Annotated in this window: 17 protein-coding genes and 1 tRNA gene; 9 read left to right on the top strand and 9 right to left on the bottom strand. The window is 69.8% G+C overall.

Going from position 1 to position 18,899, the window contains the following annotated elements; translation table 11 throughout:
• Positions 1–8: 8 nt before the first annotated feature.
• From BLU27_RS00670 to BLU27_RS00655, 4 genes are all read right to left on the bottom strand, one after another.
• The gene (locus BLU27_RS00670; protein ID WP_092649579.1) at positions 9–1,217 is read right to left on the bottom strand and encodes an ABC transporter ATP-binding protein; all 1,209 of its coding nucleotides are present in this window, start codon (positions 1,215–1,217) and stop codon (positions 9–11) included.
• Positions 1,218–1,318: 101 nt separating this feature from the next.
• Positions 1,319–2,437 carry an ABC transporter permease gene (locus BLU27_RS00665; RefSeq protein ID WP_092649577.1) on the bottom strand — a complete coding sequence of 373 codons (1,119 nt, stop codon included), beginning with the start codon at positions 2,435–2,437 and terminating at the stop codon, positions 1,319–1,321.
• Positions 2,438–2,450: 13 nt separating this feature from the next.
• On the bottom strand, positions 2,451–3,437 hold the full coding sequence (locus BLU27_RS00660; RefSeq protein WP_092649575.1) for an ABC transporter permease: 987 nt from the start codon (positions 3,435–3,437) through the stop codon (positions 2,451–2,453).
• Positions 3,438–3,524: 87 nt separating this feature from the next.
• Positions 3,525–5,684, bottom strand: a complete 2,160-nt coding sequence (locus BLU27_RS00655; protein WP_092649573.1) for an ABC transporter substrate-binding protein — start codon at positions 5,682–5,684, stop codon at positions 3,525–3,527.
• Between the two features lie 1,075 nt (positions 5,685–6,759).
• On the opposite strand from BLU27_RS00655, the gene BLU27_RS00650 reads away from it, so the two are divergent.
• On the top strand, positions 6,760–9,429 hold the full coding sequence (locus BLU27_RS00650; RefSeq protein WP_092649571.1) for a penicillin acylase family protein: 2,670 nt from the start codon (positions 6,760–6,762) through the stop codon (positions 9,427–9,429).
• A gap of 72 nt (positions 9,430–9,501) precedes the next feature.
• Here the strand turns inward: BLU27_RS00650 and BLU27_RS00645 are convergent, their stop codons facing one another.
• The gene (locus BLU27_RS00645) at positions 9,502–10,137 is read right to left on the bottom strand and encodes a 5-formyltetrahydrofolate cyclo-ligase (protein WP_241827707.1); all 636 of its coding nucleotides are present in this window, start codon (positions 10,135–10,137) and stop codon (positions 9,502–9,504) included.
• A 204-nt stretch (positions 10,138–10,341) separates the two neighbouring features.
• Here BLU27_RS00645 and galU point away from each other — a divergent pair, with 204 nt between their 5' ends.
• From galU to BLU27_RS00610, 7 genes are all read left to right on the top strand, one after another.
• Entirely contained in the window at positions 10,342–11,286 is a 945-nt protein-coding gene (gene galU / locus BLU27_RS00640) for a UTP--glucose-1-phosphate uridylyltransferase GalU (protein WP_092649569.1), read from the top strand.
• A 129-nt stretch (positions 11,287–11,415) separates the two neighbouring features.
• A complete protein-coding gene (gene glp / locus BLU27_RS00635; protein WP_092649568.1) occupies positions 11,416–12,660 on the top strand; it encodes a molybdotransferase-like divisome protein Glp in 1,245 nt (414 codons plus the stop codon).
• A 19-nt stretch (positions 12,661–12,679) separates the two neighbouring features.
• Complete coding sequence (moaC, locus tag BLU27_RS00630; RefSeq protein ID WP_092649566.1) at positions 12,680–13,183, top strand: cyclic pyranopterin monophosphate synthase MoaC; 504 nt, start codon at positions 12,680–12,682, stop codon at positions 13,181–13,183.
• The gene (locus BLU27_RS00625; protein WP_197681622.1) at positions 13,180–13,695 is read left to right on the top strand and encodes a MogA/MoaB family molybdenum cofactor biosynthesis protein; all 516 of its coding nucleotides are present in this window, start codon (positions 13,180–13,182) and stop codon (positions 13,693–13,695) included. Before moaC ends, BLU27_RS00625 begins: the two co-directional genes overlap by 4 nt.
• Entirely contained in the window at positions 13,692–14,393 is a 702-nt protein-coding gene (locus BLU27_RS00620; RefSeq protein WP_092649564.1) for a GNAT family N-acetyltransferase, read from the top strand. The genes BLU27_RS00625 and BLU27_RS00620 overlap by 4 nt, the downstream gene beginning before the upstream one ends.
• Before the next feature lie 149 nt (positions 14,394–14,542).
• Positions 14,543–15,670: a divisome protein SepX/GlpR gene (gene sepX, locus BLU27_RS00615; RefSeq protein WP_092649561.1), complete on the top strand. Its 1,128-nt coding sequence runs from the start codon at positions 14,543–14,545 to the stop codon at positions 15,668–15,670.
• 125 nt (positions 15,671–15,795) lie between these two features.
• Positions 15,796–15,872: transfer RNA gene (locus BLU27_RS00610), tRNA-Ala, on the top strand.
• Positions 15,873–15,972: 100 nt separating this feature from the next.
• Here the strand turns inward: BLU27_RS00610 and BLU27_RS00605 are convergent.
• Positions 15,973–16,407, bottom strand: coding sequence for a VOC family protein (locus BLU27_RS00605; protein WP_092649559.1), 435 nt, complete (start codon positions 16,405–16,407; stop codon positions 15,973–15,975).
• Between the two features lie 49 nt (positions 16,408–16,456).
• Positions 16,457–17,659, bottom strand: a complete 1,203-nt coding sequence (locus tag BLU27_RS00600; protein ID WP_277869324.1) for an MFS transporter — start codon at positions 17,657–17,659, stop codon at positions 16,457–16,459.
• Between the two features lie 192 nt (positions 17,660–17,851).
• Between BLU27_RS00600 and BLU27_RS00595 the strand changes: the two genes are divergently transcribed.
• Positions 17,852–18,457, top strand: a complete 606-nt coding sequence (locus BLU27_RS00595) for a dihydrofolate reductase family protein (RefSeq protein WP_092649557.1) — start codon at positions 17,852–17,854, stop codon at positions 18,455–18,457.
• Here BLU27_RS00595 and BLU27_RS00590 read toward each other — a convergent pair.
• Both BLU27_RS00590 and BLU27_RS00585 read right to left on the bottom strand, forming a co-directional pair.
• Positions 18,436–18,651 (bottom strand): hypothetical protein, encoded by a 216-nt coding sequence (locus tag BLU27_RS00590; RefSeq protein WP_092649555.1) that lies wholly within the window; start codon positions 18,649–18,651, stop codon positions 18,436–18,438. The genes BLU27_RS00595 and BLU27_RS00590 overlap by 22 nt on opposite strands.
• Positions 18,648–18,884 carry a hypothetical protein gene (locus BLU27_RS00585; RefSeq protein WP_157728123.1) on the bottom strand — a complete coding sequence of 79 codons (237 nt, stop codon included), beginning with the start codon at positions 18,882–18,884 and terminating at the stop codon, positions 18,648–18,650. Before BLU27_RS00585 ends, BLU27_RS00590 begins: the two co-directional genes overlap by 4 nt.
• Positions 18,885–18,899 lie beyond the last annotated feature (15 nt).

Here is an 18,899-nt window from a genome sequence, read left to right as displayed (position 1 = left end):
GATTCCTCCTACTTGCCCGCGGCGGCGGACGCGGCCTCGGCAGGTGTGCTGCCCGGGTAGAGGTGGCACCGCACGTTGTGGTCGGGTTTTCCTTCCACCGGAGCCTCGATCGGCAGCACCGTGTCGCACAACCCCTTCATCGCACTTGGACAGCGCGGGTGGAAGGGGCAGCCCGGAACGACGGAGTACGGATCGGGCACCGAGCCCTTGATGACCTCCAGCGGCGTCCCGCGGTTGACGCCGATCCGGGGGATCGACCGCAGCAGCGAGACGGTGTAGGGGTGCTTCGGGTCGTGGAAGATGTCGTCGACCGGAGCGCGTTCGACCACCCGCCCGAGGTACATGACGACCACCTCGTCGCACAACTGGGCCACGACGCCCATGCTGTGGGTGATGAACATGATCGACATGCCGTACTCGTCCTGCAGCTCGCGCATCAGCTCCAGGATCTGCGCCTCGGTGGTCACGTCGAGCGCAGTGGTCGGCTCGTCGGCGATCAGCAGGGTCGGCGTGCACGACAGCGCCATCGCGATCATCGCGCGTTGACGCATACCACCACTGAGCTGGTGGGGATAGCTCTTGGCGATGCGCTCGGGGTTGGGCATGCCCACCCGGCGCAGCATCTCCACGGACCGCTTGTTGGCCTCGTTCCGGTCCGGCGTCTGGTGGAGCAGGATCGCCTCGGCGATCTGGTCGCCCACGGTGTAGACGGGGTTCAGCGAGGTCATCGGCTCCTGGAAGATCATCGAGATCTCCTGGCCGCGGATGGCCCGGATCCGGTCACCGGTCGGGTCGAGCGAGGTCAGGTCGACCACGCCCTGGGAGTTCTCGGCGGGCGCCCGCGTCGCGGTGTCGCTCCCGTCCGTCGTGCCGGCCTCGGGCGCGGCTTCCTTGGCCCCTCCTGTGCGGCCCCGGTTGCGCTTGGTGGCCCGGCCACCGCCCTTCCGTTCCAGACCAGGCCGGAACAGGATGTCGCCGTTGGTGATCCGGCCCGGCCGCTCGATGATCCGCAGGATCGCGCGGGCGGTGACGCTCTTGCCGGAGCCGCTCTCGCCGACGATCCCGAGGACCCGGCCGCGGGGAACGTCGAAGGTGACGCCGTTCAGCGCCCGTACGACGCCGATCTGGGTCGGGAACTCCACCTGCAGGTCGCGGACGCTGACGACGGCGTCGGCGGCCATCTTGGTGGAGGGGTTGCTGATGGTTGCCTCACTCATGTCGAGACCCCTGTCTCTCCTCGTTGCCGAACGAGGCCGGGACGCCCAGGTGGCGCCCCGCCTCGCTCGTGCCGCGGATGCCGATGGTGTGCGGGTACGGCCTAGCCATAGGGGTCCACCGCGTCGCGTACGCCGTCACCGAGCAGCTGGTAACACGTCACCGCCAGCACCACCGCCACGGCGGGGATGAGCATCCAGGGGTACTGCTGGACGGCCTGCACCTTCTGCGCGTCCTGCAGGAGCACACCCCAGCTGACCGCCGGTGGAAGCATGCCGATACCGAGGAACGACAGCGACGTCTCGGCGATGATGGTCGTCGGAATCGCCAGCATGGTCACCACCACCAGGTGGCTGATCGCGTTGGGCACCATGTGGGTGAGGATGACCCGGGCGTGCCCGCTGCCGGCGGCCCGGGCCGCGGCCACGTAGTCCGCACCGGCGTACGACATCACCTTTCCGCGGATCTGCCGGGCCAGGCCTGCCCAGCCCACCAGCGACAGGATGACGGTGATGAACAGATATCGCTTGGTCACCGTCATGTCGCGGGGAAGGATCGCCGCCAGCATCGCCCACAGCGGCAGCGTCGGCACCGAGAGGATGATCTCGATGATGCGCTGGAGGGCGTTGTCCACGAGGCCACCGAAGTAGCCGGAGATCGTGCCGATGATGGCGCCCAGGATCGTGCCGATACCGACACCCACCAGACCGATGGTCAGGGAGACCCGCGAGCCGATGATCGTACGGCTGAAGATGTCCCGGCCCTGGTCGTCGGCGCCCCAGACGTAGACGGTGTTGGGCTTGTCCACCCCGAACAGGTGCGTGGTGGTCGGGATGAGACCGAAGATCTTGTAGTCGGCACCCTTGACGAAGAAGTGGATGGGCGTCGGCTTGTTGCAGTCGGTCTTGTACTCCCAGGTGAAGGTGTCCTTGTTCAGCGTCTGGGCCACGCCGCAGACCGCCGGCCCGCCCTTCCAGGTGAGCTTCGCCGGTGAGGCGTTGGCCCGGTCGGAGTTGACGGCGTTCGCGTCGTACGGCGCGAGGAACGGCGCGAACAACGCGATGCCGTACATCACCAGCAGAATGATCCCGCCGGCCACCGCGAGCTTGCTCTGCTTGAAGCGCCGCGCCATCAACCGCCACTGGGGGATCTCGCCGACGTCGGAGCCCTTCTCCACGGGCGCCGCGTGCTCTTGGGAGATTGGTTCTTGCAGAATCGCCATCAGTGGCGCCCTCTCACTCGGCGGACCGGGCCCGGGGGTCGACCCAGGCCAGTGCGATGTCGGCGAGCAGGTTGCCGACGATCAGCAGCATCGACAAGAACATCAGCAGCGTGGCCGCAAGATACATGTCCTGGTTCAGCAGCGCCTGCAGGTACAGCGGTCCGGTCGTGGGCAGGTTGAGCACGATGCTCACGATCGCCTCACCGGAGATGAGGACCGGCAACGTCGTACCCAGCGCCATGATGAGCGGGTGCACGGCGTTGCGGGTGGCGTGCTTCCAGATCACCCGGCGTTCCAGGACGCCCTTCGCACGGGCGGTCTGGACGTACTGCTGGTTCAGAACGTCCAGCAGGTTGGCCCGCATCACGCGGGTGAGCCAGGCGGTGCTGCTCGCGGAGATGACGACCAGCGGAATCCACAGGTGCTTGAGGAAGTCGACGAACTTCGCGCCGCTCCAGGGGGCGTCCTGATACTGCGCGGAGAACAACCCGCCGACGTCGGACCCCAGGAACCTCGCGGCGAACACCAGGACGACCAGTGCCAGCAGGAACTCGGGCACGGCCACGCCGATGAACTGGAACAGAGTGATGATGTAGTCGGGTAACGAATATCGATGGGTCGCTGAGTAGACCCCGATGGGTATGGCTATCAACCAGGCGATGACGAGCGCGCCGCCGGCGAGCATGACCGAGAGCCCGAGACGGCCCCAGATGAGGTCGCCGACCGGCTGGCGGTAGGTGAACGACTGACCGAAGTCGCCCTTCACGAAACCGCCGATCCACTTGCCGTACTTCACCATCACCGGGTCGTCCAGGCCGTAGCGCGTCTTGAGAGCGTCGATCTGGTCCTGCGACACGTTGTTGCCGATACTGCGCAGTCGCTGGATCTCGGCCGTCAGTGCGTCTCCGGGCGGCGCCTGGATCATCACGAAGCTGACGATCGAGATGATGAAGAGCGTGAGGATCATGTAGAGCAAACGCCGAACAATGAAAACGACCATCTGTGCGTCTCCCGATCAGTCGATCCCGGTGGGGCGAGGCGGCAGAGGGTGGGGGCGCCGATCGGCGCCCCCACCCACGTGTGCGCCTTAGACCTTGTGCTGGTCGGGGTTGTCCCAGAAGAAGGTCTCGGGGTCATAGACCGCCGGTGTGGGGTGGATCCACGGGTTGGCGAACCCACCCTGGGCGAGGTTTTCCTTCTTCGGGATGTTCATCAGGCCCTGGCGGGCGAGTACGACCCGAGGAGTGTTGGCGACCGAGCCCTGGAAGAACGGACCGTGCTCGACATGAATCTTGATCATGTCCCACACCATCTTGGTCCGCTTCATCTCGTCCGGCTCGACCTTGGTCTTGTCGTAGATCTTCCACAGCTGCTCGATCGGACCGCCCTTCTCGGGCTCCATCCGCGGCGGCGTCCGCTTGAACGGGTCGACGTTCAACTGCTTGCCCTCGTCGGGCGTGCCGCGGACGTTGTACCACTGACCTTCGAGCGGGCAGTACCGGCTGTTCTCGATCGGCACCAGCCACTGCGGGTAGACGAGGTGGTTGGGGCCGTCACCCACCTCCCACGCGGTGGTGGAGGTGAGCTTGCCGGTGTTCCACAGGTCGCCCCAGCCCTCCGGCGTGACGGGGTTCTGCTGGGCCTTGATGCCGATGGCCTTCCAGTCCCGCTCGAGGTAGGCGTTCTTCTTCTTGTGCTCGTCCACCGTGTCGGCGGGGTAGTCCAGCGAGATCTTCAGCTTGCTGCCGTCGGGGAACTCGCGGAAGCCGTCGCCGTCCTTGTCGACGACGCCGAGCTCGTCCAGCAGCTTCTTGGCCGCCTCCGGGTCGTACTTCAGCGCGGAGTCCCGCCACTGCTGGTAGACCTGCTTGCCCTCGTCGTAGGCGACGTACTCCTTGGCCTTCGGGCTCAGCGTGCCGGTGGTCTTCTCACCGGTGTTGAAGTAGATCGCCTTCTGGATGTCGGCCCGGTTGGTCGCCATCGACAGCGCCTTGCGGAACTTCGGCTCCCGGATGAGCTTGCGGAACTTCGGGTCCTTGTGGTCGTAGTTGAAGAAGAAGACCGAGCTCGTGCCCGAGCCGCCGTCCCACAAGATCACGTCCAGCTTGGACGTGTTGGCCGACTGCTTCATCGCGGAGATGTCGGGCAGGTCCACACCGAAGAACGCGCCGTGCACGTAGTCGAGCTTGCCCTGCTGCATCTGCAGCTTGCCGACCTGCTTGTCCTGGACGATCGACATGTTGAGGGTGTCGACGTACGGGAGCTGGTCGCCGTTCGGCATGACGCAGTGGTAGTAGGGGTTGCGCTCCCAGACGATCGTGCGCCCCTCCTTGAGGGACTTGAGGCGCCACCCGGTCATGGTCGGGCAGTCGGGGTTGCGCGAGAAATCGACCTTGGTCTCGAAGAGCCCGCCGGCCGATGCCCAGTTCTTGCCGACCTTCTTGTTGTACTTCGGGTGGTACTGCTTGGCGAAGTGCGCCGGCACCATCCACTTGGGCCCGTTGCCGTTCGTGCCCTTCACCCACATGGCCAGCCGGTCGGCGGTCAGCGGCGCGGGGGCGTCGAACTTCATCTTGAGGGTGTTCTCGTCCGGCGCGCTCAGCTGGGCGACCTTGCCGGTGCCCGACTTGCACTCGTCCGGCGGAGTCTCACTGTGATCGGTGTTGAGCACCAGGTCGTTCCACCAGAACATGATGTCCTCGGTGGACCAGGGGTGCCCGTCCGACCAGCGCAGGCCCTTGCGGAAGTGCAGGGTCCACTCGCTGGCGTCGGCGTTGTGCTCCCAGGACTCGACCAGTCCACCGGTGATGGCCAGACCGTCGTTCAGCCAACGCAGCAGCGTGTGGCCGTACATGTACTCCTTGTTGGAGGCGTCGATCGCACCACCGGTGGCGGAGGGGCTGATCATCAGCAGGTTGCCGCCGTACTTGCCCGGCTTGACCCACTTGTGGGGAATCACGAAGGGGTTCTCGGGGAGACGCTTCTCAAGCGCGTCCAGCTTGCCCGCCTTCACCTGCTCGGCGAGCATCGGAGCTTCCTGGAACTTCGACGGCTTGGGAAGTGCCTTCGTCTCCGAACCCTTGGCGGCCGTGGTGTTGCCGCCACCACCACCGCCCGACCCCTTCTTCGGGCCGCCACCGGAGGTCGAGCCTCCGCCGCTCGAACACGCACCGAGCATGACGCCACCTGCGGCGGCGGCGGACCCGTAAAGGAACGTCCGCCGGTTGAGCATGGCCTTTCCGGTCATTTGATCTGTGCCCTTTCCTTCAAGGCGCTGCGGGCCGGCATCCCGAGGGACCGCCGGAGGTTGCCGACTGGCCGAACCCGAAGTGATTCAGTACCGCGCGATCCCACCGCAGGACGATCTGGACGCCCCGGTCGCGTGGATACGTGTGCGCGTTGTGCAGTGGTCAGGAGAGAGCCAACGCAGGCGCCCCCCGGTGTCACGACGGCGCGGTGGGCGGCGGCCCTGGTGGGCGTGGCCCCCGGCGTCGTGAAGTTGGTCATGCCCGGCTCGCCGAGGCGACAGGCCCAGCGCATCGGCGCGAGCCATGCGGTGCGCAGACGGCAGCACGGCACTGGCGGGGAGCATCCCCCCGCAGAACCCGCGTTGCGTGCTGGTGAATTGTCATCGTTTTGCGACCGTCTCGTTACCTCTTCCGGACACTGCGCGTCAGGCCTCCCAACTCGGAGACCTGCGCGTAATTTCGGGCATGTTAATGCCGCCCGGGGCGGGGTTCCAAGGGTCTGGAAGAAACTAAACGTCAGAATGTGGAAGGAACTACAACCGGTTGTGGCAAGAATGCGCTACGTGCTGGAATCGATCCCACACAGACCTTCTCGGACGCCCCGGCCGGGCGGTCGGAAGCCAGCGAAGTGATCTGCTTATACCGGTCGGAAGCCCTGTAGTGCAAGGGGTCCCGGTGAAGTTCTTGGCCGGTCCCGGTCGAGGGCGGGTGGCCACCCTTCGGATCCGGGACGTCGCGGATCCGGCTCTACGTTCACCTCTTGACCACGGCGTTGCGGATGTTGTGCCATACTTCCGCGACCGACGGCGGTCGGGGGCTATTCTTCGAGGCGCCTGGTTTTGTCGTCGTTCAATTGTGCTGCCGTTTTTTGTTTCTCCGGCGGCGGCTTTCCCGCATTTCCGTTAATCGCCGTGCGCCGAATTCCCGGCCGGTCCGCCCGCGGCGGCGGGCTACGGGCGGTGGGCCGTGGCTGTTGCGCCGCCGGTCGCGGCCGCTGTGATCGTCGTCCGGGGTGTCCGGGGCGTGTCCTGGACGTGCCCTGAACGTCCTGGTGTAACCACTAGGCTGCGGAGCGTGCAACGACGACTGGTGCGCCTCGCGGTCGCCCTGGCGACCCTGCTCGCGCTCGTTCTGGTCGCGGGCAGCGCCGCCGTGATCGTCGCGGTTCGGCGGTCGCTTCCCGGGTACGACGGTGAGGCGCGGCTGCCCGGCCTGTCCGCCGCCGTGGAGGTCCGGCGCGACGCGCAGGGCGTACCGCAGATCTACGCCGACACCCCCGAGGACCTGTTCCAGGCCCAGGGGTACGTCCAGGCGCAGGACCGCTTCTACGAGATGGACTTCCGGAGGCACCTCACCGCCGGGCGGCTGGCGGAGTGGTTCGGCCCGCGGCTGGTGTCCACCGACAGGTTCGTGCGCACGATGGGCTGGCGCCGGGTGGCGGCGCAGGAGTACCCCCAGCTGCCGACGTCGGTACGCGGCTACCTGCTGGCGTTCACCGACGGCGTCAACGCCTACCTCGACACCCACAGCGGTTCGCGCCTGTCGGTGGAGTACACCCTCGGCCTGCTGGGGCCCGAGCAGCGCCCCGAGCCCTGGTCACCGGTCGACTCGCTGGCGTGGCTGAAGGCGATGGCGTGGGACCTGCGGGGCAACCTCGACGACGAGATCGCCCGGGCGCTCGACTCGGCCAGGGTCGCTCCGAAGCGCGTCGACCAGCTCTACCCCGCGTACCCCTTCGACCGGCACCCGCCGATCGTCACCCGGCTGCCGACGGCGGACAGCGCGGGCGAGTCCGGTCCCGTTCCCGGCGCGGGGTCGGCCCGGATGCCCGGCCGCGTGGCGGGCGTCCCGCTCGAGTCGGACACCCCGGCGCCCGACTCGCCGTCGGCCGCCGCAGACCTGCCCGCCGACCTGACTGCCGGCCGGAATTCTGACCTGCGCGCGGACCTGCCCGCCGACTCCGCGCGGGCGCTGCGGGAGGCCCGCGCGTTCCTCGCCGCGGCGCCCTCATCGCTCGGTGTCGGCGACGGCGCGAACGCCGGCATCGGCTCGAACTCCTGGGTGGTCGCGGGCTCCCACACCGCGACCGGGAAGCCGATGCTCGCCAACGACCCGCACCTGGCTCCCCAGATGCCCTCGCTGTGGTACCAGATCGGCCTGCACTGCCGCGTGGTCGGCCAGGACTGTCCGTTCGATGTCGCGGGCTTCGGCTTCTCCGGCATGCCAGGCGTGGTGATCGGGCACAACGACCGGATCGCGTGGGGGCTCACCAACCTGGGCGCCGACGTCACCGACCTCTACGTCGAGCGGATCGACGGCGACAGCTATCTGTACGACGGGGCCCGGGAGCCGCTGACCACCCGGCGGGAGACGATCAAGGTCAGGGGCCGGCACCCGGTGGAGCTCATCGTCCGGTCCACCCGGCACGGCCCGCTGTTGTCCGACGCGAACAGTTCGGTGGGCCGTGCGATCGGAGGGTCCCGGGTCGGCCGCTGGTCGCGCGCCGGCGGCTGGCAGACCGCGGTGGCGCTGCGGTGGACCGCGCTGGAGCCGGGCAGGGCCGCGGAGGCACTGTTCGGCATCGACGCCGCCCGCGACTGGCAGTCCTTCCGCGCCGCGGCGGAGTTGTTCGACTCACCGGCGCAGAACCTCGTCTACGCCGACGTCGACGGCCACATCGGCTACCAGGCGCCGGGCCGGATCCCGATCCGCAAGGGAAGCGACGGCCGCTGGCCGGTGCCGGGGTGGAGCAGCGACTACGACTGGACCGGCTGGGTGCCCTTCGACCGGCTGCCGGCCGAGTTCGACCCGCCGCGGGGTTACATCGTCACCGCCAACCAGGCGGTGGCGCCGGCGTCGTACCCCTTCCAGCTCGCCGACCACTGGTCCTACGGCTACCGCAGCGACCGGATCGGCGACCTGATCGCCGAGCTGATCCGCCGCAAGGGGCGGCTCGGCGTGGCCGACATGCAGGCCATCCAGACCGACACCCGCAACGAGGCGGCCGCCATGCTGGTGCCGTACCTCCTGCGGATCCGGGTGGATGCCTTCACCGCGCAGGCACAGCGGCTCTTCAGGGGCTGGAACTACAGCCAGGGCGCCGACTCCGCACCGGCGGCGTACTTCAACGCGGTCTGGGCGAGGTTGCTCGGCCACACCTTCCACGACGAGCTGCCGAGGACCGCCTGGCCGTCCGGCGGTGACCGGTGGTGGGAGGTCGTGCGCGGTCTGCTGCGCGAGCCGAACAGCCAGTGGTGGGACGACGTGCGCACCAAGGGAGTACGCGAGGACCGCGACGACATCCTGCGCCGGGCGCTGGAGGGTGCCCGCCGGGACCTCACCCGTCGGCTGGCCAAGGACCCGGCCGAGTGGCGGTGGGGGCGGCTGCACCGGCTGGAACTCGTCGACCAGTCGTTCGGGCGAAGCGGGGTGGCGCCGCTGGAGCGGTTGTTCAACCGCGGGCCATACGACCTGCCCGGCGGGACGGACGCGGTGCTGGCGACGGCCTGGAACGCCGCGACCGGCTTCGACGTGCGGGCCGTCCCGTCGATGCGGATGGTGGTCGACCTCGCCGACTTCGACCGTTCCCGGTGGGTCAACCTCACCGGGATCTCCGGGCATCCGGGGTCGGGGCACTACAACGACCAGTTCCCAACCTGGGAGGCCGGCGGCACGTTCGCCTGGCCGTACGCCAAACCAGCGGTGGAGCGGGCCGCCGCGCACCTGCAGGCGCTGGTTCCCTAGCCGATCCGTACCGCTCGGGACCGTTCCGTACCGACCCGGAGGCCCGGCGAACGGCGGACCTCAGGACGGACCCTAGGCCCTGAGCGTGTTCTCGTGCCTGGCGAGGGGGAAGCGCACCAGCCCGGAAGGCAGCGCCACCGCCTGCACCCGCTGGTCGTGCCGCTGGGCGGGCACGTCGTCGTCCAGGAGCTCACCCTCGTGCAGGACCGCGCAACGGAACGCCTCCCGGGCGGCCCGGCCGAGCACCCGGTCGTAGCTGCCGCCGCCGCGGCCGAGCCGCATGCCGGAGCGGTCGACGGCGAGCCCCGGCACGAGGACGGCGTCGGCGGTGCCGACCGCGGTGGGGCCGAGGCGTGGGCCGGCCGGTTCGAGCAGGCCGCGCGGCGCTCGGACCAGCCCGTCGGGTCCGGTGTAGACCGCCCAGTCGAGGTCGAAGTCGGGCTCGAGGACCGGCAGCAGGACCCGGACGCCGCGCTGGCGGAGTGCGTCCAACAACGGACCCGTGCCGGGTTCGGTGCCCACCCCGACGTACGCCGCGACGACGGCAGCCCTGCTCACCTCGGACACGCTGAGCAGCACGTCACGAAGCGCAACGGCCGCCGCCTGCAGGTCGGGCGGACGCAGCCGAGCCCGCCGGGCCAGTACGCGGCGGCGCATCTTCTCCTTGGCAAGCTGCCTGTCAGGCGGCGGGAAGCTCTCGGCCTGCATGGTTCGTTATCTTCTCTCAACCTTCGGGTGACCGCATCACTTCCGGGAAATGACCAACCGGATAAACCGACCGTGCGCAAATTTTCCGGCAGTGTCTACAGATCGTGACCGACCGCGGTAGGCGAAGCTGTACGCGCAGTGATCAACGGCCAGGCTCGGCGGTGCTCCGGAGCGAATACCCCTACACCCACTAGGGTTCGGCGCATGGGTCACTCCGCTTCCGCCGCAGTCCGTAAGGCCGTCATCCCCGCCGCTGGGCTCGGCACCCGCTTCCTGCCCGCGACGAAGGCGACGCCGAAGGAGATGCTCCCGGTAGTCGACAAGCCCGCGATCCAGTACGTCGTGGAGGAGGCCGTCGCCGCAGGACTCGAGGACGTCCTGATGATCACCGGCCGCGGCAAGCGCGCCCTGGAGGACCACTTCGACCGGGCGTGGGAGCTGGAGGAGGCGCTGCGGGAGAAGGGCGACGAGGAACGCCTGGCCGAGGTGCAGCTGTCCAGCCGGCTGGCCGACGTGCACTACGTCCGGCAGGGTGCGCCGAAGGGGCTGGGACACGCGGTCCTGTGCGCCGCGCCGCACGTGGGCTACTCGCCGTTCGCAGTCCTGCTGGGCGATGACCTCATCGACGAGCGTGACCCGCTGCTGCCCGCGATGATCGACGTCCAGCGCGAGAAGGGCGGCAGCGTCGTGGCGCTGATCGAGGTCGACCCGTCCCAGGCCCACCTCTACGGCTGCGCCGCCGTCGAGGCGACCGACCGCGAGGATGTCGTCCGGATCACCGACCTGGTGGAGAAGCCGGACCCGTCGGAGGCGCCGAGCAACCTCGCCGTCATCGGCCGCTACGTGCTGGCGCCGGAGGTGTTCGACGTACTCCGCGAGACCGAGCCCGGGCGCGGCGGGGAGATCCAGCTCACCGACGCCCTGCGCACGCTGGCCGGGCGGAAGGCGGAGGAAGGCGGCCCGGTGCACGGCGTCCTCTTCCGCGGCCGCCGCTACGACACCGGCGACCGCGCCGACTACCTCCGCGCGACGGTGCGGCTGGCGGCCGAGCGGGACGACCTCGGACCGGAGTTCCTGTCCTGGCTGCGGGAGTTCGTGGCGGAGAAGGACGGGCAGAACGGCCGGAGCGGCCGGCGGCAGGGCAAGTAGGCAGGGCAACCAGGCAGGGCAACCAGGCAGGGCGAATAGGCACGGCAGGTAGCAGGACGCCAGGGTCGTGGAGAAGGCCCCGGCCGGGACAGGACGCGCGGTACGTGCGGTGAGATCGGAGGATCCGCGGTGAGAACCGTCGACGAGCACCTCGCCCAGGCGCTGGCCGCCGTCCAGCAGCTGCCGCCGTTCCAGCAGCACCTCCTTGATGCGCACGGGTGCGCGTTGTGCGAGGACGTCGAGGCCGGGCTCGACCTTCCGTCGTTCGACAACTCCTCGATGGACGGGTACGCCGTCCGCCGCCAGGACGTCGAGACCGCGAGCGAGGGCTCCCCGGTGGTGCTGCCCGTCAGCGGTGACCTGCCGGCCGGCGGGGTGGAGGCACTGGCGCTGGCGCCCGGGATGGCGCTGCGGATCATGACCGGCGCGCCGATCCCGCACGGCGCCGACGCGGTCGTCCCCGTGGAGTGGACCGACGGCGGCGTGGCCAAGGTCTCGATCACCCGCGCCCCCGGCGAGCGGGACTACATCCGGCGGCGCGGAGAGGACGTCCGCACCGGTCAGCTCCTGGTGCGCGCCGGTACCCGGCTCGACGCCCGCCAGATCGGGTTGCTCGCCTCGGTCGGCCGCGACGTCGTGTGGGTACGCCCGCGGCCTCGCGTGGTCGTCCTCTCCACCGGCTCGGAGCTGCGCGAACCCGGTCAGCCGCTCGGCGTGGGCGCCATCTACGACTCCAACAGCTTCACCCTGGCTGCCGCTGCCCGTGAGGCCGGCGCGATCGCCTACCGCGTTGTCGGCGTGCCCGACGACGAGCGGGAGTTCGTGCGGGTGCTGGAGGACCAGCTGATCCGGGCCGACCTCGTGGTCACCAGCGGCGGGGTCAGCGTCGGTGCGTACGACGTGGTCAAGGCCGTGCTGAGCCGGCTCGGCACGGTGGAGTTCAGCACGGTCGCGATGCAGCCGGGGAAGCCGCAGGGGTTCGGGGTGGTCGGTGAGGACGCCACGCCGATCTTCACCCTGCCCGGCAACCCGGTCAGCGCGTACGTCTCGTTCCAGGTGTTCGTGCGGCCGGTGCTGCGCAAGATGCTGGGACTCGCCCCGCACGTCGCGCCGACGGTCACCGCCACCGCGACCGGTGGGTGGACCTCGCCGGAGGGGAAGCGGCAGTACACCCGGGTGCACTACTCCGTCGGCGAGGACGGCCGCGCCCACGTGGCCCCGGTCGGCGGGCCCGGCTCGCACCTCGTGGCCGGCCTGGCGGGGGCGAACGCGCTCGCGATCGTGCCCGAGGACGTCACCCAGGTCGCGGAGGGCGCGACCCTGGATGTCATGTTGCTCGATGCCGAGGACGCGGGCGGGCAGTCGTCCGGCTGAGCGAGAGGAAGGCGGCGGGATGTCCGAACCAGCTCGGCGACCGGCACGGCCCCGTGGTCTCACCCACGTGGACGAGTCCGGGGAGGCCCGGATGGTCGACGTGTCCGGCAAGCAGGTGTCCGCCCGGACGGCGCGCGCTACCGGGCGGGTGCTCGTCAGCGCGGAAGTCGTCGCGCTGCTGCGCGGTGACGGCGTGCCCAAGGGCGACGCGCTCGGCGTCTCCCGGGTCGCCGGGATCATGGGCGCGAAGCGGACACCCGACCTCGTACCCCTGTGCCACCCCATCGCACTGACCGGTGTCAAGGTCGACCTGACAGTGGCCGACGACGCGGTGGAGATCGCGGCGACCGTACGCACCGCGGACCGGACCGGTGTCGAGATGGAGGCGCTCACCGCCGTCTCGGTGGCGGCCCTGTCCGTGGTCGACATGGTGAAGGCCGTCGACCCGGGTGCGGTGATCACCGACGTCCGGGTCGAGGAGAAGGCCGGCGGAGTGTCCGGCGACTGGCGGCGGCCCTCGTGAGAGCGCTGGTGGTCACGGTGTCCAACCGTGCGGCCGCGGGCGTCTACGCCGACCGGGCCGGTCCGGTGCTGGTCGAGGGGCTGGCGGGCCTCGGATTCGAGGTGGACGGACCACGGGTGGTGCCCGACGGCGAGCCCGTCGGGCAGGCACTGCGGGAGGCCGTCGCCGCGGCGTACGACGTGGTGCTCACCACCGGCGGCACCGGCCTGAGCCCCACCGACCGGACCCCGGAGGCCACCCGGCCGCTGCTCGACCGGGAGGTTCCGGGTTTGGCGGAGGCGATCCGGGCATATGGTCTCGGGCACGGCGTACCCGCGGCGAGCCTGTCCCGCGGTCTTGCCGGGCTCGCGGGCAGAACCCTCGTGGTCAACCTGCCGGGCTCGACCGGAGGGGCGCGGGACGGCCTGGCGGTGCTCGCACCGGTGCTCGTCCATGCCGTCGACCAGGTGGCCGGCGGCGACCACGTACCCAAAGATCACGTACGGGGCGATCACGCGGGAGGTGCACGCTGACCAGGACCTGGCCGGTACGGCTTTCCGAGGGACCTGTCGGGCTGCGCCCGCTGCGGACCCGCGACGCACGGGCCTGGCGGGACGTCCGCGCGCGCAACCTCAGCTGGCTGCAGCCGTGGGAGGCGACGCCACCGGCGGGCGTCGAGCCGCGTCCGCGCACGTTCCGGTCGATGGTGCGGATGTTGCGGGCACAGGCGCGCGCCGGCATCTGCCTGCCGTTCGTGGTGACCTACACCGAGCCGCCGGTGCCGGCGGGCTCGCCCGGACGGGGGACGCAGGTCGAACGCCTCGTCGGCCAGTTGACCGTCAGCGGCATCACACTCGGCTCGGCCCGCTGGGCGCAGATCGGCTACTGGATCGACCAGTCCTACGCCGGGCGCGGCATCATGCCGACCGCGGTGGCGCTGGCCGCCGACCACTGCTTCTTCGTTCTCGGTCTGCACCGGATCGAGATCAACATCCGCCCGGAGAACGCCGCCAGCCTTCGGGTGGTGGAGAAGCTCGGCTTCCGCAAGGAGGGCTTGCGTCCGCGTTACCTCCACATCGACGGCGACTGGCGCGACCATCTGGCGTTCGCGCTGAACGCCGAGGAGGTGCCCGAGGGTCTGCTGAACCGCTGGCGCCGTGCGCAGCGAAGCACCCCGCCGGAGCAGCGGGGGAGTTCCGAGCAACACGGCAGCAACGCGCCGCCCGGCTGAGTCCGGAGGGGGTACGCCGCGACGTCGGACCAACCCGAGCCGAGTCCGGGACGTGTCCGGCACGACTCCGGGACAAGTCTCGGGCGAGTCCGGCGACACACCGTGTTACTTGCGCCTGATTCCATGATTCTTTGCGTACGTTCGTACGCGTGGGTACTGGCCTGATCTATGCAGCGATCGTGGCTGCGTGGGCCGTCTACCTCGTCCCCCTCTGGTTACGTCGGCACGACGAGGCGACCGCCGCGCGGCCGGTCGACGACGTCCCTTCCGAGGACGTCCCGTCGACTTCGCGCGTGCTGGCTCGCCGTCAAAGTGCCCGTCCGGCCGAGTCTGGTGGGCAGGTTGCGGTGCCACCGCAGCGCACCTCCTCGACCTCTCCGGAGTTCTCACCGGCTTACGCGCATGCGCACCGGCGGGGAAGCGCTCCGGGTGTTTCCGCGGCAGCCCGCCGCAGACGCACGCTCTTCCTGCTCACCGTCCTGACCACGCTGGCGGCCGTCCTGTCGATGGCCGGCGTCGTCGGCTGGTGGAGTGTCCTGGTGTCGGTCGGGCTGACCGCCGGGTTCCTGGTGGTCTCGGCCGCTGCTGCCCGACGGGAGCGGGCGCGCCGGTGGGCGGAAGAGCCCGTTGCCCGGCGCACGACCGACAGTCGCGGGTTCGACGACCGCCGCGAAGCGCCGTCGCCGCGGACCGTCTCCCGGCACGCGATGCCTGCTCGCGCCGCGCGGGCCGGCGCCGGCGGGACATACGACCCAGGCCGGGTCGCAGGACGGGACGCGACGTGGAGCACACCCGCAGGCCGGGTCGACCGGGAGGCCGAGCGGCAGGCCCGCCCTTCCTTCGACCAGGATCGGGGCCGGGACGTCACCGTCGAGACGCCCCCGATGACCGCGGCCGCCTATGCACCGTCCGTACCGTCCGTCCCCTCCGCGCCGCCTGGCCCGGCCGTCGAGACGCCCGTCCCGGTCGCGCCGAGTCAGGTGTCGCTGGGACCGGCGGTGCCGTCCGGCGAACTCTGGGACCCGGTGCGGGTGCCGTTGCCGACGTACGTCACCAAGGCCAAGGCGCCACGGACCGTTCGTACGGTAGATCTCGCCCAGTCGGGCATCTGGGCCGCCGCCGGAACGCCTGCCGACGGCCTGCTGACCCGGCCGGACGACGCGCCGAAGATGCTGCTCGACGAGTCCGGCGCCGGTGATCGTTCCGACGCGGACCGGCGGACCGGCCAGGGTGAGCGGGACAGCGGCGACGCCGGCCGGCGAGCAGTGGGCGACTGAGCCGGATTCCGGTCGGTTCGTCCCCGGCGGGGCAGCGGACGCGGTGGCGTTCTGGGTGAGTGCGCGTGCTATCGTCTTGGTCGTTCGCCGCCCGCGCCGCACACCGCGGGGACGTGACACGGGATGGGGCTGTAGCGCAGTCCGGTAGCGCACCTCGTTCGCATCGAGGGGGTCAGGGGTTCAAATCCCCTCAGCTCCACCACAGGTCGAAGGCCCTGTCGGGATCACCCGGCAGGGCCTTCGCGCGTTCGTCGGAAGGTACGACCTCATCGGTCCCCCTTGCCGGCGACTGCCCCGCGCCCTCAGTCGAGACAGAACTCGTTTCCCTCGACGTCCTGCATCACGATGCACGACTCGTTGTGGTCGTCGGCGGGGAGGAGCCGCACCCGCACCGCGCCGAGCGCGAGCAGTCGGGTGCATTCGGACTCCAGCGCGGCCAGGCGCTCCGCACCGACGAGCCCGGTGCCGGCCCGTACGTCAAGATGCAGCCGGTTCTTGACGACCTTGCCTTCGGGGACGCGCTGGAAGAACAGCCGAGGGCCCACCCCCGAGGGATCGACGCACGCGAACGCCGAACCCTGATGCTCAGCCGGCAGCGTGCGGTCGAAGTCGTCCCAGCTGGCAAACCCCTCCGGTGGCTGCGGTACGACGTACCCCAGCACCTCGCACCAGAAGCGAGCGACACGCTCGGGTTCCGCGCAGTCGAAGGTGACCTGGACCTGCCTGACCGACGTCATCGGCTCACCATAGAGGCACCGTGCACGAGCCGGGAAGCTACGTCGTCGTTCACGGGCCGGTGATCTCCTGCCGTGGCAGCAGGAACGCCGTACCGCACACCAGGATCGCGGAGACGACCAGGGTCACCCGCGAGCCGAGCTGGGCGGCCATCAGCCCGCCGACGAGGATGAACAGCGGCTGCGCAACTGTGGTGGCGAAGACCCAGAGCGTGGACACGCGTGACATCAGGTGGTTCGGGGTCGTGAGCTGGCGGTAGCTCGCCATGGTGGAGTTCGCCATCGCGGCGAAGAACAGCAGGCCCGCGAAGCCGATCCCGCACTGGACCAGACCGGCCAGGCCGGGTGTGGCCAGCGGGATCAGGAAGTTCCACGGCCCTCGGAGCAGGCTGGCCCACCACAGGACGCGCACCGGGCCGAAACGGGCGACCATCCTCCGGGCGAGCCGGGCTCCGGCGACACCGCCCAGGGACGGCAACCCCATCAGCAGGCCGTACTGGAAAGCCGTGAAGTGCAGTTCGCGCAGGTAGAAGATCGTGGTGACGGGCCCTGACATGGCTGTCGCGCCCGCGAAACAGACCCAGCTGATCAGCATGTTGCGCAGGGCCTGGTGTCCCCAGACGAAGTGCAGTCCTCCCGCGAGTTCGCTGCGCCGGGACCGCTCGCCGTCGCGGACGGGCGGCGCAGGCTCGGGTTGACGGATCAGGCGGACGGCCAGCGCGCTGGCGAGGAACGACACGGCGTCGATCAGGAGAGTGCCGAGCGCGGTGAGCAGGCCGACCAGCGCACCCCCCAGTGAGGGACCGACCGACATGCGCAGCCAGTTGGTGGACTCCAGTCGTCCGTTGGCGTCGACGAGACGCTCCGGTGACACCAGGGCCTTCAGGTGTGCCTGGGCCGCGCCGCCGAAGGCGATACCGCTGGTGGCGTTGATCACCGCGACCACACACAGCTGGGCGAACGTCAGAGCGTGCAACAGGCCGGCCAGCGGGACGCTCGCCAGGCTCACGAAACGGGCCACGTCGGCTGCGATCATCACCGGGCGCTTGCGCCGGAACTCCACGAAGTTGCCCATCGGAAACGCGAGCAGGGCGGTGGTGACCGCGGTGAACGCCGCGAGCAGGGAGATCTGGAAGGTCGACGCGTGCATGTCCGTGACGGCGACGATCGGAAGAGCCACTCCGCCCACTGCCGAGCCGAGCTGGCTGACGGCCATGCCGGCCCACAGTCGCTGGAAGTCTCGATGTCCCCGCACACTGAGCTGTTGCACCGACACCCGAAGCCCCCTGAGAACGCGGCCCGGCGACGTTACAGCGATGCCGTCCCGGTTTCCTTCCGACGACCGGGATCGGTCGGCGCTCGGCATCGCGCGGCACAGCCTGACCGCGACCGATGAGTTGTGCACACCTGGCGGGTCTACGCCCGCAACGGACCCTGAGGAGTGAACATGAGCAAGGTGATCGCCGACATCTCCATGTCGCTGGACGGATACGTGACCGCGGGCGGTGTGGACCTGGAGCACGGCCTCGGCATCGGTGGCGAGGCGATCCACGCGTGGGTGCTCGAGGAGCCCCGTTCAGCCACCGACGAGGCGGTGCTGGTGCGCAGCTTCGAGCAGACCGGTGCGGTGGTGATGGGCCGTCGGCTGTACGACATCGTGGACGGGCCTCACGGCTGGAGCGACGACGTCGGGTACGGACACGACCAGGACCAGTCGGCCGCACCGCCGTGCTACGTCGTCACCCACGAAGAGCCTGCGCAGGTGCGGCTCACCTCCAGGTTCCGGTTCGTGACCGAGGGAGTGGCGGCCGCCGTCGAACAGGCCCGGGGGGCCGCAGGCGAGAAGGATGTCGTGGTCATGGGTGGCGCGAACGTCATCGACCAGTGCCTGGCGGCGCGGCTGGTCGAGGAGCTCCGCATCCACCTGTCGCCGCTGGTGCTCGGCGGCGGCACGCGGCTGTTCGAACTCGTCGGTCCGATGACTCTGATCCAGCGGGAGGTCACCGCATCACCGCGGGCGACGCACCTCACCTACGAGGTGGTCAGGGACTGAGCAGATCGCGTTCGGCCGAGCAGTGCTTGCCGGTTGGCCAGCACGAACTCGGCCGCGATCCGGTAGCCCCGCGCGTGGTCCTCCTCGCGGTGTACCTCGAAGCTCGGGTCACCGGCGCGAACCTGGTGTTCGATGTAGGCCCCTGTCGAGAGCAACCTGAGTGCCGCGAGGTCGACGATCTCCTCGGGCGTCACCCACAGCCGTAGGCCTCCGCGAACATCCTCAGCCGGGCGGCGCGGTCCGGCTCGGTGTGCCAGCCGAACGCTTTCAGGCCCGCGGGAGGGTGGAAGGGCACGAACTGGTGCGCCGCGTAGGCCAGATCCCACACCCGGTCGGAAGGCCCGATGCTGTCCCAGTCGAGGATGCCGACGTCCCGGTTGCCGTCGAACGAGGTGCCGCAGCAGAGCATGCGCGTTGGGGCTTCCACGCCGAAGCCCGCGTT

The organism is Actinopolymorpha singaporensis, from assembly GCF_900104745.1.
GTDB lineage: Bacteria > Actinomycetota > Actinomycetes > Propionibacteriales > Actinopolymorphaceae > Actinopolymorpha > Actinopolymorpha singaporensis.
The sequence above is the reverse complement of the archived record's forward strand: the minus strand, read 5'-3'. Positions and strand labels throughout refer to the sequence as shown.

Bases quoted from the DNA above. Each gene is read 5' to 3' on its own strand.
- BLU27_RS00670 (WP_092649579.1), bottom strand. From the start codon at position 1,217: ATGAGTGAGGCAACCATCAGCAACCCCTCCACCAAGATGGCCGCCGAC.
- BLU27_RS00665 (WP_092649577.1), bottom strand. From the start codon at position 2,437: ATGGCGATTCTGCAAGAACCAATCTCCCAAGAGCACGCGGCGCCCGTG.
- BLU27_RS00660 (WP_092649575.1), bottom strand. From the start codon at position 3,437: ATGGTCGTTTTCATTGTTCGGCGTTTGCTCTACATGATCCTCACGCTC.
- BLU27_RS00655 (WP_092649573.1), bottom strand. From the start codon at position 5,684: ATGACCGGAAAGGCCATGCTCAACCGGCGGACGTTCCTTTACGGGTCC.
- BLU27_RS00645 (WP_241827707.1), bottom strand. From the start codon at position 10,137: ATGCAGGCCGAGAGCTTCCCGCCGCCTGACAGGCAGCTTGCCAAGGAG.
- galU (WP_092649569.1), top strand. From the start codon at position 10,342: ATGGGTCACTCCGCTTCCGCCGCAGTCCGTAAGGCCGTCATCCCCGCC.
- moaC (WP_092649566.1), top strand. From the start codon at position 12,680: ATGTCCGAACCAGCTCGGCGACCGGCACGGCCCCGTGGTCTCACCCAC.
- BLU27_RS00605 (WP_092649559.1), bottom strand. From the start codon at position 16,407: ATGACGTCGGTCAGGCAGGTCCAGGTCACCTTCGACTGCGCGGAACCC.
- BLU27_RS00595 (WP_092649557.1), top strand. From the start codon at position 17,852: ATGAGCAAGGTGATCGCCGACATCTCCATGTCGCTGGACGGATACGTG.